The organism is Streptomyces sp. NPDC059256, assembly GCF_042753785.1.
In the GTDB taxonomy this organism is placed as follows: Bacteria; Actinomycetota; Actinomycetes; order Streptomycetales; family Streptomycetaceae; genus Streptomyces.
On record NZ_JBHYZO010000007.1, the window covers coordinates 124,346 to 139,585 of the forward strand.

At 68.8% G+C, this 15,240-nt stretch carries 13 protein-coding genes and 1 pseudogene; 7 read left to right on the forward strand and 7 right to left on the reverse strand.

The window, feature by feature from the left end:
* Window positions 1-455: 455 nt before the first annotated feature.
* Entirely contained in the window at window positions 456-968 is a 513-nt protein-coding gene (locus tag ACFXJL_RS18070) for an AAA family ATPase (RefSeq protein ID WP_384693498.1), read from the reverse strand.
* A 170-nt stretch (window positions 969-1,138) separates the two neighbouring features.
* On the opposite strand from ACFXJL_RS18070, the pseudogene ACFXJL_RS18075 reads away from it, so the two are divergent.
* The 4 genes and pseudogenes from ACFXJL_RS18075 to ACFXJL_RS18090 all read left to right on the forward strand — a co-directional run bounded on the left by ACFXJL_RS18075 (window position 1,139) and on the right by ACFXJL_RS18090 (window position 3,986).
* A pseudogene (locus ACFXJL_RS18075) lies at window positions 1,139-1,810 on the forward strand (TNT domain-containing protein).
* Window positions 1,811-1,817: 7 nt separating this feature from the next.
* Complete coding sequence (locus ACFXJL_RS18080) at window positions 1,818-2,051, forward strand: hypothetical protein (RefSeq protein WP_384693501.1); 234 nt, start codon at window positions 1,818-1,820, stop codon at window positions 2,049-2,051.
* 376 nt (window positions 2,052-2,427) lie between these two features.
* Window positions 2,428-2,931 carry a hypothetical protein gene (locus ACFXJL_RS18085; protein WP_358878809.1) on the forward strand — a complete coding sequence of 168 codons (504 nt, stop codon included), beginning with the start codon at window positions 2,428-2,430 and terminating at the stop codon, window positions 2,929-2,931.
* 68 nt (window positions 2,932-2,999) lie between these two features.
* Window positions 3,000-3,986, forward strand: coding sequence for a GlxA family transcriptional regulator (locus tag ACFXJL_RS18090; RefSeq protein WP_384693504.1), 987 nt, complete (start codon window positions 3,000-3,002; stop codon window positions 3,984-3,986).
* Window positions 3,987-3,992: 6 nt separating this feature from the next.
* Here the strand turns inward: ACFXJL_RS18090 and ACFXJL_RS18095 are convergent, their stop codons facing one another.
* Window positions 3,993-5,825 carry an SIP domain-containing protein gene (locus tag ACFXJL_RS18095; protein WP_384693506.1) on the reverse strand — a complete coding sequence of 611 codons (1,833 nt, stop codon included), beginning with the start codon at window positions 5,823-5,825 and terminating at the stop codon, window positions 3,993-3,995.
* Between the two features lie 427 nt (window positions 5,826-6,252).
* Between ACFXJL_RS18095 and ACFXJL_RS18100 the strand changes: the two genes are divergently transcribed.
* Together ACFXJL_RS18100 and ACFXJL_RS18105 are read left to right on the forward strand one after the other, a co-directional pair.
* Window positions 6,253-7,917, forward strand: a complete 1,665-nt coding sequence (locus ACFXJL_RS18100; protein WP_384693508.1) for an ABC transporter ATP-binding protein — start codon at window positions 6,253-6,255, stop codon at window positions 7,915-7,917.
* A 7-nt stretch (window positions 7,918-7,924) separates the two neighbouring features.
* Entirely contained in the window at window positions 7,925-9,622 is a 1,698-nt protein-coding gene (locus tag ACFXJL_RS18105) for an ABC transporter ATP-binding protein (RefSeq protein ID WP_384693511.1), read from the forward strand.
* Between the two features lie 59 nt (window positions 9,623-9,681).
* Here ACFXJL_RS18105 and ACFXJL_RS18110 read toward each other — a convergent pair whose 3' ends face one another.
* The 4 genes from ACFXJL_RS18110 to ACFXJL_RS18125 are packed head-to-tail and all read right to left on the reverse strand — an operon-like array spanning window position 9,682 to window position 13,666.
* The gene (locus ACFXJL_RS18110) at window positions 9,682-10,737 is read right to left on the reverse strand and encodes an ABC transporter substrate-binding protein (protein ID WP_384693514.1); all 1,056 of its coding nucleotides are present in this window, start codon (window positions 10,735-10,737) and stop codon (window positions 9,682-9,684) included.
* A gap of 3 nt (window positions 10,738-10,740) precedes the next feature.
* Entirely contained in the window at window positions 10,741-11,544 is an 804-nt protein-coding gene (locus tag ACFXJL_RS18115) for an ABC transporter ATP-binding protein (protein ID WP_329012706.1), read from the reverse strand.
* A complete protein-coding gene (locus tag ACFXJL_RS18120; RefSeq protein WP_384693518.1) occupies window positions 11,541-12,620 on the reverse strand; it encodes a FecCD family ABC transporter permease in 1,080 nt (359 codons plus the stop codon). The genes ACFXJL_RS18115 and ACFXJL_RS18120 overlap by 4 nt, the downstream gene beginning before the upstream one ends.
* Window positions 12,620-13,666 (reverse strand): FecCD family ABC transporter permease, encoded by a 1,047-nt coding sequence (locus ACFXJL_RS18125; RefSeq protein ID WP_384693521.1) that lies wholly within the window; start codon window positions 13,664-13,666, stop codon window positions 12,620-12,622. Before ACFXJL_RS18125 ends, ACFXJL_RS18120 begins: the two co-directional genes overlap by 1 nt.
* Before the next feature lie 217 nt (window positions 13,667-13,883).
* On the opposite strand from ACFXJL_RS18125, the gene ACFXJL_RS18130 reads away from it, so the two are divergent.
* Complete coding sequence (locus ACFXJL_RS18130; protein WP_358878801.1) at window positions 13,884-14,714, forward strand: AraC family transcriptional regulator; 831 nt, start codon at window positions 13,884-13,886, stop codon at window positions 14,712-14,714.
* A gap of 49 nt (window positions 14,715-14,763) precedes the next feature.
* Here the strand turns inward: ACFXJL_RS18130 and ACFXJL_RS18135 are convergent, their stop codons facing one another.
* A complete protein-coding gene (locus ACFXJL_RS18135) occupies window positions 14,764-15,213 on the reverse strand; it encodes an ATP-binding protein (RefSeq protein WP_384693524.1) in 450 nt (149 codons plus the stop codon).
* Window positions 15,214-15,240: the final 27 nt, after the last annotated feature.

Genomic DNA, 15,240 nt, shown 5'->3' on the forward strand with positions numbered 1-15,240 from the left:
GTTGAACGGTGGCGGGTGGTGGGGCGAGCGGCTGTGGCGGTCGTTCGGTGTGCAAGGCATGGTGGGTGGTTCGCGCCGGTGTCACGGCTGAATCGGGAGCAGGGCGCACGGCCCCCGGTGCGGCGTTGTGGTACGGCGCGGCGCGGTGCGGTGTGACGGGCAGACGTATTGGCCGTACGGGTCGTCAGCATCGGTCGGTGCGCCGATGAAGGTCCGATCGGCATCAGACGCCGGTACCACAGGCCGATCGCAAGGCGATGCAACTCGGCCGCGCTCGGTGGTCCGGTTTCACGGTGCTTCTCACGGGACAACGCGCATTGCCGGGGCCAGGTCAAGCCCAGGTTGCGGTCAACCTAGCTGCGTTGTCGAGCGATGGGCCTCCCCCTGCATCCCCACCGGCCACCCCGGTGTGACCCGGTCAGAGCCTCCACAGGACCGGGCTCACAGCGGAGTCGCTAGGTCGGCCGGCTCGCAGGAGGCTGGTCGAAGAGATTCCGTTCATCCTCGTCCGGGGCTTCGAACTGCTCGGCGTACTCTTCGAGCATCGCGCGGCTGATCAGCGCTGTTCCTCCGGCATCGGTCGCACTTCGGTGCTCGATGCGTCTGCACAGTTCGTCGAGTGAGGCCGTGAGGTGGTGCAACTCGACTGCGGCACCGAGCGCACGCGCCGCCAGACGCATGTCGTCACGCTCCTCACGCCCCCAGAAGCCGAACTCCAGGATCACGCTCTGTCCGAGGCCCAGCAGCTCCAGGGCATGGGTCGACAGAACCTCCTCCAAACGGCCCCGAGCCTGCTCGTCGAAGAGGTCAAGACCGAGGCCGGTCATCCACTCGTCCGGGCACAGTCGTACGGCGGGCACCCGGTCCGCAAGACGGCGCGCCAGCGTGGTCTTCCCCGCGCCGGGAAGCCCGCAGACAAGGATCAGCAGCGGTTGGGCTTTCGGGGCCACCGTGGTCCCCCTCTCCATGTTCGGCTCGGATCTCCTGCCTGGTGATCCTGATCGATCGAGCGTTCACAACACACCCAACCCGGGAACGAAATGGGCCGGAAGTAGTCGTAGACAGTCCACCCCTGAGGGTGAAGGGGATAGCTTTCGTTGGCTTTCCTGATTGATCGTCAGCACAAGGGGTCCTCTGGATGAATCGCATACGTACCGTACTCGTCACGCTCGGTCTGACCGCCGGTTTGATGGCCGCTCCCACGGCGAGCGCCGCACCGCAGGAAGCGGACCGATCGGCGTCGGCCAGGCATCAGCCGTGCACCGGGGAGTTCCGCGGGGACCCGAGGCTCGGACCGAAGTGGCTGCCGAAGAAGAGGCAAGCACCGGTGGGTCCGCTCCTCAAGGGCTACCAGCGCACCGGAGAGCTCTCCCCTTCGGCCTTCCTCAAGAAGTACTAGGACGGGCCGGCGGACTCGGGCGGTTGGAAGTACCCGCCGAACGACGGCTTCGGCGAGGTCAACGGTGAGATCGACAAGGAGCCCACGAAGCTGCGCCCGGGCCAGCGGCTCGACCGGTTCGGCTCCGAGTTCGGCAGCTACCTCGCCCCCGCGGGTGACGCCTACGCCGAACGCGCGCTGCCCCCGCAGAACCTCAACACCCGTGACGCGGCCGTGGCCTGTGACTACCGCGTCTACAAGGTGGCCAAGCCGTTCTGGGTGTGGCAGGGCAGCATCGCCCCATGGTTCGAGCAGCCCGGAGGCGGCCAGCAGATCAAACTGGACCCGGTGTTCCTCGACCCGGGCCAGGACCAGCGGCTCAATGTGAAGTGGCTGTTGGACCGTGGCTATCTGACGCCCGTTGCCCAGTAGTGCCTTCGTGAACCGGCGAGAGGCACGGGACCTGCTGGCCACGGCGGGGGTTGCGGACGGCTCGTACCGCATCGAGGGCATTCATGAACCGGTGCCCACCCCGGTCGACTTCCTGTTCCTACGGCAGGGTCGGGACGGGGGTTGGGAAACGGGAGTGTATGAGCGCGGGAGTCACCAGGTGATCGCCCGTCACAGCACCGAGGGCGGGGCCTGCGCCCACCTGGTGTCGCTCGCCATGTGACACGTTTGCCGCGGCACCGGTTGACCCTGATGTGCTCCGAACGGTGTCCCGTCGGCCCGGGTGCGGTCACCCGCGACCGGACCCGAACTACGCCCCTGGCCAGAATCCGGCGCAGCAGGGCACTTTTGCCACTCCTCGGCCCTCCCCCTCCCCCTCTAGCGTGGAGGGGTGGCCGCCGACGTAGAGGAACGACGTCGGCGCTACCTCCGCGAGGAAGCCCGCGCGGAGCGCGCTCATCACGGCAACGGGCTGAGAACCGTCCGGGGACCGCCCCGGTGGCGGCCCGTCCTCCCGTGGTGAACCCCGACCGTCGGCGGAGTGGTTGGCAGGCGCACGCCACCCACCCCGCACCACCAGTGGGAAGACACAAGCACCCATGACGAAGTTCTTGCTGTCCTTGCATGTCATTGCCGCGATCCTGGCGGTGGGGCCGGTCACGGTCGCCGCCAGCATGTTCCCGCCCGTGCTGCGCAAGGCGCAGTCCGCCCCGGATGACACCGGGGTGGTGGCGACGCTGCGCGTGCTGCATCGCATCTGCCGCAGCTATGCGGCCGTGGGGATCGCCGTGCCCGTGTTCGGGTTCGCCACCGCCCAGAGCCTGGGCGTGCTCGGCAGCCCCTGGTTGCTGGTCTCCATGGTGTTGACGGCCGCCGCCGCGGTGGTCCTCATCGTCGTCGTGCTGCCGCAGCAGGAGAGTGGCTTGGCGCATGTCGAGGCGGGGGGCGGTGAATCCGTCGGCACAGCCGATGTGCCGACATCCGTCGGCGCGGATCGACGGACGGGAGCCCGGCTGGCGATGGCCACCGGTGTGTTCAACCTGCTGTGGGTGACCGTGACCGTACTGATGATCGTCCGTCCCGGGTCCACCACCGGAGCATAGGTCTAAGGCATAGGCCGGGGCGGCTCACCGCCGTTGGCTATATCAGCCCTATCCGCTAGGTTCTGGCCATGTCCTTGGTGGTGGTTCTTGCTCTCGACGGTGTCGTTCCCTTCGAGCTGTCCGTGCCCGGTCAGATCTTCGGGACGGCCAACGACGCACTCGGACGCGCCCACTACGACGTACGGATCTGTGCACCGGGCCGGGAGGTGCGTACCGAACCCGACCTGGGGGGATTCCGGCTCACGACGGAGTGGGGCATGGAGGCCCTGGCCGAAGCCGACACCGTCGTCGTGCCCGGCCACGCGGGCCGTCTGGACGCTCCGTCGACCGATGTGCTGGACGCCCTGCGGTCCGCGTACGCGCAAGGTGCCCGGCTCGCATCGGTGTGCGTGGGGGCCTTCACCCTGGCCGCCACCGGGCTGCTCGACGGACGGCGGGCCACCACTCACTGGATGTTCGCCGCCGAACTCGCCCGGCGGTATCCGGCCGTGGAGGTCGACGACGGCAGCCTCTACATCGACAACGGTCCGATCATCACCTCCGCAGGGGTGGCCGCCGCCCTCGACCTCTGTCTCCATCTGGTCCATCGCGATCTGGGCGCGAGCGTCGCCGCCTCCACCGCGCGGCGCACGGTGATGCCGCTCCAACGCGACGGCGGCCAGAGCCAGTTCATCGAGCAGCCCCATCCGGGCGAACACGACACGGCGCTACAGGCCACCCTCCAGTGGATGGAGGGCAGGTTGCACGAACCGCTGTCGCTCGATGACATCGCCCGACAGGCTGCGATGAGCATCCGCAGTCTCAACCGCCACTTCAAGGCGCAGACCGGCACCACCCCGCTCCAATGGCTGCTCCGGGCCCGGGTGAACCGGGCCCAGCAGCTCCTGGAGACCACGGCGATGCCGATCGACCGCATCGCCGCCGACACCGGGTTCGGTGCCGCCTCCACCTTTCGTCAGCATTTCACCCGGCACACGGGAGTCCCGCCCCAGGCATACCGCTCTGCCTTCCGTTCGCCGCAGCAGCTCAGCGGGTCGGGCCGCAACTCCTCCTGAGGACGATCACTCGGCCGTCAGCACCCACAGTCGATGGTCCCAGCCGATGTCACGGCAGCTGTGGACCGTCAGGCCGGCGCGGGCGGCCAGCTCGCTCAGTTGGTCTGTCGAGCGCACCCCGGAGCCGAAGGCGCAGGTGAGTCGCAGATGGTGGAGGGTTGCATCGACATCGTCGGTGTCGGCGGCCGTGACCTGTTCAACCATGATCAGCTCACCACCGGCCGGCAGTCCCGCAGCGGTCTCGGCGAGCACCACCACAGCGTCGTCGTCGGGCAGTCGATCGAGCAGATGGGAGACGAGGACGGTCTGACCGCCGCGCGGCACCTGGTTGCTCTGCGGCACCAGTTCGATGCGTGCGAGCACATCGGTGTCCAGGATCTGCTCCTCCAGCAGCTTCAGCTGGGAGGGTACGTCCACGATGCGTACGTTGAGCCCGGCGAACTCCTTCACCAGGGCGTTGACCACCGTCCCCACACCGTCGCCCGCCGCGGTCAAGGTGGCGACGGAAGACCAGTCGTACGCCGCCGACACACCGGGCGCGACCCAACGCGTCTCCTCCTCGACGGCGGCGCGGGCCGAGGTGCCGAGGCGGACGTCGTCCCGCATCGCCTCGGCCAACGTCTGGCCGCCAAGCGTGCGGTAGCCCGCGGCTCCGGTGCGAACCGTGTCGAGGAGCCCGGCGATCGACAGGTCGAACGCGGCCTGAGCCCCGCGGAGGTCGTACTCCTCCGCGGAGTGATCGTCCTCGACGAGTTCCTCGCTGATGGCGGTGAGACGGTATCCGCGTTCATCGGTGGCGAAGACGTCGATCGCCTCCAGGTACGACATCAGTGCGGCGAGCACGGAGGGGTTGGACCCACTGCGACGCGCCAGTTCATCCAGGTCACGCACTCCGCCGTGGACCAGATCCACCAGACCGAGGGTGACGGCCGTACGGATCGCATAGGCGGGGGCCAGATCGGTGAGGTCGTGCAGCCGCTCGTGTGCCTCGTCCTCCTCGTCCTCCGCGGCAGCGGCGTCCACGCCCGGGGCGTGCGGCGTGTACCGCCAGTAGCCCGTGATGTGGGTGCGCTCACGCGGAACCTTCCGCTCCGTCGCGAGGTGACGGCGGATGCCCTTGAGCGCACCCGCCTCGCCCGCGGCCCAGACGAAGACCTCGCCCGGCAGCCACTCGACGCCACGCAGGGCGTCCTCCAACACGGTGGTGGTACCGGCCGGTGCGCCCTGGCGCGAGAGCCAGGTGATCTCGGCGTCGGCCTCGGTCGGCAGGTCCTGGCGGTGGCTGTCCTCCCCCACCTCGATCAGTACGCGCGCCCGGGTGCCGGCGGGCATCTCAGCGAGCCAGCGGCCGATCGCGGGCAGAGCCGTCTCGTCACCGATCACCAGCAGCCAGTCGACGCCCTCCGGGTGACTGTGCGACATCTTCGGTCCGGCGATCCAGGTGATGTCACCGGGCTCGGCCGCCTCGGCCCAGGCGGAGGCGATCCCGCCCTCATGGCGTACGAAGTCGAAGTCGATCTCACCGGCTTCGGGGTCGAACCTGACGGGCGTGTAGTCCTTGGCGATCGGCCGGGCGTCCGCGGGCCAGTCGAGGCTGCTCACGTTCTGCCTCGGGAGCACCGGGGCGTCATCGCCGTCGGCGAAGAAGAACTTCACATGGTCGTCGAAGCCGTCCGAGCGCAGCGGGGGGAGTTCCAGGCCATGGGTCTCAAAGGCATGCAGTTGCTCGCCGCCCAGGGTGATCCGGCGCATTCCTGGTGTGACGTCCCTGACGCGCAGCACGGTCAGTTCCCTGAGCACGATGGGAAAGGTGACTACCGAACGGGGACTGCGCGACATCGCTACTGCTCCTTCATCAGGGGGATCGATTCAGGTTAGGGGCACGGAGGGGGCTTCGATCCAACCCTCCGACCTCGATGTGGCACTGTGCGCACGATTCCTGGGGGTCCCTAGCGGCGGAGAGCGCACGCATCGCCTCGGAGAGGGTCGACAGGCACGGCAGTCCTCCTCGCGCGGAGTGGGCCTGGCCGGGCTGCTTGTCCCATCTGCGTCCGGCCCCCGTGGGAAGGCGCGCGCACGGTCGACGGCGACACCCCTACCACTTCGATGACTCGCGCTCTGTCTTGGACCGGGCTCGTCGGCCTGCTCCTACGGTGGCCAGGGTCCGTGGCCCAGCGCCTCCCGGCCCCGGCACGTCCCCCTGCCCCCGAACCGCCGACGAGGACAGCAGCCACCTGTGATATCAATCGCGTCCACTTCACCTGGGGTGTTCCGCCCCCGCTCCCCCTCCTCCCAACTGCTGTGGCAGTCCTTGGTGCACGCACGGGCCTTCGTCCTGCGCGCCGTCCTATGGGCGACCCTGCGCCAGTGCGCCTTCCTCGCCATGCCGTGGGTGCTCGGCCGGGCGATCGACGCCGGAGTGAAACGAGGGTCGGTCGCGGTCGTCGCCGGCTATGCGGGGGCATTCGTGCTCATCGCGATCGTCGAGTACGCCGGCATCCGCGGCTGGCAGTTGTGGACCACACTGGCCGACGCCCACACCGGGGCCATGCTGCGAACGCGGCTGTTGCGGGCCGTCCTCGCGATCGACACCGACACCATGCACCGGCGTGCCGGGAGTTTCGGCGATCTGACCACGCGGGCGACCCGTGACACCGATGCGATCACGGGGTGGGTGCACGGGTTGACGGCCTGGGTGGTGATCGCGTTGACCGGAGTGGTCCTGGTGCCGGCGATCGGCGGGCTCGATCCGCTTCTGCTGGTGGTGGCCGCCTTGACGGTGCCCGTCCTGCTGGTGGTCAACCGGCTGTTCCCCCCGCTGTTCAGCCGACGGGCGGAGGAACTGTCCACGGCCCACAGCCGGCGCAGCAGCACCGCGGAGGAGCTGCTGTCGGCGCTGCCTTCCTTGCGCGGGGTCGGAGCGGATCGGTGGATGGTGGAACGACACCACGCCCACAGCGCCCAGGTCACCGGACACACCATGCGGCTGGCCTCCGTGAGCTCGGTGTGGGAGGCGACCGCTTCGGTCGTCCCCCTGCTGGCCGTCGCCACGGGGCTGCTGGCGGGGGGCCATGCGGTGATCGACGGTCGGATCACCGTGGGCGCACTGACCACGTTCGTCCTGTGGATGGGCACGGTGTCGCTGGCCGTCAATGTCGTGATCGCACGGCTCGGTGACCGTACGGAAGCACGCGTCGCGGCCGGTCGGATCGCCGACGTCCTGGCCCTGGCACCGGAGTCGGAGAGCGGTGCGTCGGTGGAGGTGCCCCGTGGTGCGCTGCGGGTCGAGGCGTTGACGGTCAACCGACCGGGCCGCGCGCCGATCGGACCACTGGAGTTGACCGCCGTGCCGGGTGAGTGGGTGGTCCTCACCGGGGCGACCGGCTCGGGCAAGAGCACCCTCCTGCGGGCGATCGCCGGACTTGTCCCGGCCTCGGGCACGGTCGAGGTCGCGGATGTGTCGATGGCCGGGCTCTGTTCCGACGATGTCTTTCGGACCGTCGGTTTCGTACCGGAGGGTCCGCTGCTGCTCCATGGGACGGTGACCGAGAATCTGCTGCTCGGCGGGGATCGGACGGAAGCGGACATCGAGCGCGCAGCGCGGGCCGCCGGGCTGGATCTGGCTCTCGCGGGGTTGGCCGACGGCCATGACACCCAGGTCGGCGAGCGCGGTGGAGCCCTGTCCGGGGGCCAACGGCAATTGGTCACCCTGGCCCGGACGCTGTTGCGCGACTGTCCCGTCCTGCTATTGGACGATGTGACCTCCGCATTGGACGCGGGTACCGAAGCACAGGTGTTGGAGCGGTTGCGGCGCGCCACGGCCGACCGCGTGGTCGTGTTTGCCACTCATTCACCGGCCGTTCGCGCCATGGCCGACCGCGAGGTCGTCCTCGATGACGGCCACATCGACCGGGGGTCGCTCCATGTCTGATCAGCCGATGACGTCCGCTTCGCTCGTCTTGAGCGATCTTCCCGACCAGCGTGCGGTCTTCCGTCGTGCGGCGCCCTTCCTCCGTGGGCACCGGGCGGGGCTCGTGGCCGCGGTGCTCCTCACGCTCGCCGGTGCAGGGCTGGCCGTGGCCGTGACCGCGGCGATCGGACGCCTGGTGGACGCTGCGGGCAACGGGGACCGGCCCGGGCTGCTCCGTTGGGTGCTGGCGCTGTTCGCCCTGGTCGCGGCGAGCGGAGTGCTGACCTGGCTGTCGCGCTACTGGTTGATACGGGTCGGCGAGTATGTGTTGGCGGGGATGCGTGACCGCGCGACCGCTTCGGTGGGATCGGCTCCGTTGCGGTTCGTGGAGTCCCATCGCCGTGGCGAGTTGCTGCGCAGACTGACCGGGGAGATCAACGGCCTGGCGTCATTCGTCGGGACGACCCTGCCCGATCTGGCCGCCGCCATCGCGGTGCTCGCCTTCACGGTCATGATGCTGGCCCTGTACTCCTGGCTGCTGACGGTCGGCCTGCTGGTGTTCTTCGTCCCGCTCGCCACGGTGATCGTCCGAGGTTTCCAGGTGCGCGCGAGCCCGGCGTACGCGGAGGTGGCCGCAGCCGAAGCGGCGATGGCCGCCACCTTCTCCGAGTCGCTGCCGGCGCAGGAGCAGTTGCGCATCAGCGGTGCCGTACCTCGGTGGTTGGCCCGGTTCGACCATGACAACGATCGCTTGCTCAAGGCGCAGACCGTCCAGATACGCACCGAGTTCAGGCTCGACCGGCTCGCTCTGCTCCAGGCGGTCTGCGTGGGCGGGTTGTTGATCGTCAGCGCAGTGTTCGTGGGGCGCGGGACATTGAGTGTGGGGACGGCCGTGGTGTTCGTGTTGGCGACCCGGGACATCTTCAACCGCTTCGAGAGCGTCGCTGCGGCCATCGGTGAGGCCCGGGAGGCACATGTGCACCTGGCGCGGCTGCTCGATCTCCTGCGGGCGACCGAACAACCCTCCGAACCCGCCGATACGCCCGAACTACCGTCGCGGGGTGCGCTCACCCTCGATGCGGTCGACTTCTCGTACGCACCGGGCAGTGTGGTGCTCGACGGGATGTCGTTGACCGTCGCGAGCGGGGAGCGGCTGGTGGTGGCCGGGGAGACGGGTTCCGGGAAGTCCACCCTCGGCAAACTGCTGGCCGGCCTCTACCGACCCGATCGAGGAGTGGTGGCCTTCGCGGGGCACGACCTGGCCGGGTTGGGTCATGAGCGGCTGCGGACCAGGATCGTTCTGGTGCCCCAGGAGGTGGCGTTGGTGGACGGCACCCTGGCCGAGAATCTGGCGTTGGTGTCGGGTCGGCCGGATCGAGCACGGATCGAAGGGGCCGTCGAGCAACTGGGCTTGAGTGGCTGGGTGGCCTCGCTGCCGGACGGCCTGGACACTCGGGTGGGCACCCGGACGCTGTCGGCGGGAGAGCGGCAGTTGGTGGCGATCACCCGGGCGGTGTTGGCCGATCCCGCGGTGCTGATCCTCGACGAGGCGACGGCCGGCGTCGACGCGGGTACGGCGGCCACGATCGAGGAGGCGCTTTCGATGGCAGCCGCCGACCGCACGCTCATCGTGATCGCGCATCGCGCGGACACCATCGGCCGGGGCCGGCTGCTGCTGTCGATGCCCGAAGGACGTGTGACACCCGTGGTGGACGCGCACTCCTAGCGGACCTCGAACCAGAAGGCCCCGGGGCGTCCCGGGGCCTTCTCGTCATGGAGGGGCGGCTACTTCCCTGCCGCCGCCTTGACCAGGATCGGCGTCAGCTCCTCGACGACCCAGCTGGCGCTGAGGGCGTCCGGGTAGGCGATGGAGGAGGCCAGGGTGTTGTCCGAGGGGATGACCGCGTAGTTCTTCTTCTTCACCACGTTCAGGGACTGGAAGAGCTTGTTGGTCTCCAGCTCGGACGCGTTCAGCAGGCCCTCGTCGCCGAACGGGTAGGTGATCAGCAGGAGGTCGGCCTCCAGTTCGTCGAGCTTTTCCAGGCTGACGCTGTTGTTCTTGGCGCTGTAGTCCTTCGCCTTGGCGGTCTTCTGGAGGCCGAGCTGCTCGAAGATGCCCGCATCCTGGTCGGCGTAGGACATGAACGTGATCTGCTCGGGGTGGACGACGCTGTAGGTGTACGTCTTGCCCTTGAGCTGGGGGTTGGCCGCCGCGGCGTCGGCGATGGCCTTCTCGTTGGCGGCGATGACCTCATCGGCCTTGGCGCTGAGGCCGAGGGCCTTCGCGGCGCCCTTCAGGCGCTCCTGCCAGGGCAGGGTGTCCGCGTGCTTCTTGTCGGTGTAGGTGACGACGGGGGCGATCGGCTTCAACTTGGCGTAGGAGCCGTCCATGTCCCAGCTGTTCATGCCCAGGATGACGTCCGGCGCCTCGGCGGCGATGGCCTCGAAGTCGATGCCGTCCGCGTCGTCATACGTCTTCAGCTTGTCGACGTTCAGCTTGTCCATGGCGCGCTGCTTGTACTCGGCGACCTTGTCGCCGTCCTCGATGTCCGGTGTGATGACCGGGACGAGGCCGAGTGCCAGGGCTATGGAGGTGTCGCCGTCGGAAACGGTGGCGACCCGGAGCGGCTTCTTCTCCACGACGGTCTTGTCCCATGCGTTGGGCATGGTCAGCGGGTACTGGTCGGAGCCGGCGGCGGCCTTCTTGTCGCCGGTCTTGTCGGAGGAGTTGCCGCTGTCGTTGGAACCGCAGGCGGTGACGAGGCTCAGGCAGGCGGCGGAGGCCACCAGCACGCGTACCGTGCCGCGACGTGCCGAACGAGGGTGGGTGGTGCGGTTCATTTCCTACTTCTCCTGGGTGAGGTCGCGCCGGCCCAGGGGAAAGATCTGGGGCCGGGCGGTGCGTGGGTGGGGAACGACGATGCACTGCAGTCCGAACACGTCGGCGACGGTCTGTTCGGTGAGGACTTCGTCGGGGGTGCCCTGGCGGACGATGGAGCCATCACGCATGGCGATGATCGAAGAGGCGTACAGCGCGGCCTGGTTGAGGTCGTGCGAGACGAGGACGATGGTCTTGCCGGTCTGTTCGTTGAGATCGGCGAGCAGGTCCATCACCTCGATCTGGTGGGCGATGTCGAGATAGGTGGTCGGCTCGTCGAGGAGCAGTGTCGGGGTGTCCTGGGCGAGGGCGAGCGCGATCCACACCCGCTGGCGCTGTCCGCCGGAGAGTTGGTCGACGGGACGGTCGACGAGTTCGGCCGTACCCGTGGCCATCAGGGCGTCCACGATGAGGACCTCGTCGGCGTCGGTGCGGCGCTGGCCGAACTGCCGATGCGGATGGCGCCCTCGCCAGACCAGGTCACCCACCGTGATGCTCTCTGGAGCGATCGGTGACTGGGGCAGGATGCCCAGCCGACGGGCCACCTCGCGCGTGGGCATCGAGTGGATGTCGGAGCCTTCGAGCAACACCGAGCCAGCGGCGATCGGCAGTAGGCGGGCCATGGACTTCAGCAGGGTGGACTTGCCGCAGGCGTTGGGGCCGACCAGCGCGGTGATCTTCCCCGCTTCGATGGCGACGGACAGGTCCTTGCTGATGAGGGACTTGCCGTAGCCGGTGCTGATCTGCCGGGCTTCGAGTTGGTCGGTCATAGCGTGGCCTCCGGCCTGCGCCGAAGGATCAGCCAGACGAAGTAGGGCGCGCCCAGGAGCGCGGTGAGGGCCCCGGTCGGTACCGGGCTGATCAGTGGTGCGTTCTGGGCGAGGACATCGGCGCCGAGGACGATGGCCGCGCCGATGAGGGCGGACAGACCCACGGCGCGATCGGCGCCCACCAGGCGTACCGCGATCGGGCCGCTGATCAGCGAGACGAAGCCGATCGGACCGACGATGCTGGTTGCAAGAGCTGCCGCGGCGGCACCCAGCAGCAGTGCCGCGAGACGCGTCCGGGAAACGGAAGTACCGAGTCCGGTGGCGAGTTCGTCACCCAGGGACATGCTGCCGAGCGAGCGGTTGAGCAGCAGGGCGCAGATCCCGCAGGCCACCGCTCCGACGGCGAGCACGGTGACACCGTCCCAGTCGGCGGCGCTGACGCTGCCGATGAGCCAGCGCATGGCGACGGCGAGGCTGTGCTTGTCCGCGACCGTGAGCAGGTAGTTGGTGTAGGCGATGCAGATCGCGCTCATGCCGATGCCGACGAGCACCAGTCGATAGGTGTCGACGCCTCCCCTGCGCAGGCTCAGTGCGTGGATGATCGCGAGCAGGACGAACGATCCGAGGATCGCGGCCACCGGAGCACCGAAGGCGAGGGCGGGTGCGAAGAGGAAGACGGTGGTGGCGCCCGCCCCGGCGCCGGCGGAGATGCCGATGATGTCGGGGGTGGCGAGGGGGTTGCGGATCAGCCGCTGGTAGATCGCGCCGGAGAGACCGAAGAGGGCACCGGAGAGCAGGGCGGCGAGGGCGCGCGGAACCCTGATCTGGAAGATCATGTAGTCCGCTAGTCCGGTGCGCAGACCGAAGGCCGCTGGCAGTACGTCGGCGGGGTCGACCCTGCCCACGCCGCCGAGGAGCACGGAGGCGACCAGCAGCCCCACCAGCACCATGACCAGGGTGGTGACGGTGAGCGCGGTGCGGCGGGTCTTGGCGCGGTGGGCGCTGCGCAGCCGCTCCTTGATGGCGGCACGGGTCGTCGTCTTGTCCGGGACGGTCCGGGTGTCGAGGATCGTCATCACATCCGCACCAGGTCCCCGCGGCGGGCGAGCCACACGAAGAACGGGGTTCCGACCGCGGCGGTCATGACCGCGACTTGGACCTCTCCGTTGTCGAGTACGAGTCGTCCGGCGGTGTCGGCGGCGGTGAGCAGGATCGCGCCCAGGGCCATGGAGACGGGGAGCGACCATCGGTGGTCGGCCCCCACCAGCATCCGTGCGCAGTGGGCGGCGACCAGACCGACGAAGGCGACGGGCCCGACGGCGGCCGTGGCGGTGGCGCACAGCAGTACGGCGATGGCGGCTGCGGCGAGCCGGGACCGCTCGACGCGCACACCGAGCCCCCGGGCGGTCTCGTCCCCGAGGCTGAGGATGTTGAGGGTGCGCCCGAGCGGTAGGGCGAGGAGCAGTCCGACGATGGCGAAGGGGGCGATCTCGCCCATGATCGAGCCCCGTCCGGTGAGTTGACCCACGGACCAGAAACGCAAGTGGGCGTAGACGGCCTCGTCGCGCGCCACGAGCAGGGTGATGAGCGAGGACATCACGGCAGCGACGGCGACTCCCGCGAGGACGAGTCCGATGGTGGAGCTGCCGGCGTTGGTCCGGATGCCGATCAGATAGACGAGGGCGGCGGTGAAGCCGGCTCCGATCAGTGCCAGCCAGAAGTAGGCGGTCACGCCGGAGAGGCCGAAGAGGACGATGCCGAGGACGACGAACATGGCCGCCCCCTGCTCGACACCGAGGATGCCGGGGTCGGAGAGCGGATTCATGGTCAGGGCCTGCATGATGAGCCCGGAGCCGCCGAGGGCTGCTCCCACGGCGAGGCCGAGGAAGCTGCGCGGTATGCGCTCGGTCCACAGCACATGGGAGTTGAAGCCGGTGCCGTCCGGATCCAGCAGGATGCTGATGACTTCGGAGGGCGCGATGGAACGGGCACCGAGGCCGATGCTGCCGATCAGCACGGCGACCAGGGCGATGAGGCTCAGCACCGCCACCGTCGTACCGCGCGAGGACTTGGTCCTCGCCGGTGGCGGTGGTGACGTCGCCAGCGGGGACGTGTCAGTCATGGGTCTGCTCTGGGCTCCTTACCTGGACAAGCGACAGGTAAGGTTACCCTTACTGCGATTCCGGGCAGTCCAAGGCCGGAGTCAGATCGTTCACACTCAGGGGTCAGATTGACCCCGCCGCCTGGAGGTTGTCGTGGCCAAGAGCGCCCTGTTGTCCGAGGCCGGGACCACGGAAGAGTCCCGGACGTTTTCCACCCATCCAGCACCTTCGACCGTTATGCCCTCCGTGGTAACCCCGTCCCTGGCGACCGACCTCCCGGTGTCGGACGTCCTTTCGGTGGCATCCGGCGCGCTGGACGGGGCACCGGCAGCTGCTCTGCCCTCCGTGGAGTCCGTGGACGACGACTTCATCGCCGCCGGCGGGCACCCCACCCACGTACACGACTTCCACCAGTTCCTCTATGTACCGCTCGGCCGGATCGTCATCACGGCGCTGGGGCGGGACTACGAGTTGTCCCCGTCCGTGGCCCTGTGGATACCGGCCGGAATCCCGCACAGCGCACGCTTCGACCTCGACTCCCTGTTCGTCGTCGAGACGTTCACCACCGAGCGCCACCACCTGCCCTACGCGGAGACGACGGTCGTCAACGTCACGGCCACCCAGCGCCGGATGCTGCTGGGGCGGATGCGCTGCTCGGAGTCGCACCACGATGACTCATCCGTCTTCGCCGCCCTGTCGAACGGTCACCCGGACTGCCTTCCCCTCCCCCAACCCACCAGTCGCGCGGCCAGCACGGTGGCCAGGGAGCTCATCCGGATGCCCAGCGATCCACGGACGGCCACCGAGTGGGCGGAGAGCCTCTACACGAACTCGACCAGCCTGCGCCGTGCCTTTCGGGCCGAGACCGGGCTGGCGTTCTCCGAGTGGCGCACCCGTCTGCGACTCAACCACTCGCTCGACCTGCTCGCTCAGGGGCATCTGGTGAGCACGGTGGCGGCACGGGTCGGATTCGTCAGCACGAACGGCTACATCCTCGCCTTCCGCAAGTACTTCGACCAGACGCCCGGCGCCTATGTACGTCGATCGTCCCCCGCGTCGGCGGCGTGAGGGTCCGTCGAGTGCAGACCTGGACGTCCACCGGGCTACGCCCGCGGCGTCAGCGGGTCAGGTCCAACTCGGCCCGTACCGTCTTGCCCAGTGGCGCACGATCCAGCACGTCCCATCGATCGGCGAGCGCGTTCACGATCAGCAGCCCCCGCCCGCGGGAGTAGCCGGCCGACGGCCTGCCGAGCTCACCGGGCCCGGGCGGGTGTCTGTCCGCCCGGGCGTCCGACACTTCGATCACCAACACCTCACCGGGAACATGGGTGAGGGCCAATTCGAAGTCCCGCCCGAGCACCCATCCGTGGGTGACGGCGTTGGCTGCCAGTTCCCCCACGAGTACGAGTGCGTCGTCGGACAGTTCGCTGCGGTGCGGAATGCCCCAGCGACAGAACTGGTGGAGCGCGAGGTGCCGGGCGAACCAGGCACCGCGGGGAGTGCTGCCGAAGCCCTGCCTGAACACACGTACGGTGACGGGTGATTCCTGGGTGGCACAGAATGTCATGGGTCCAATGTGGCGCGCCCTGCGCGG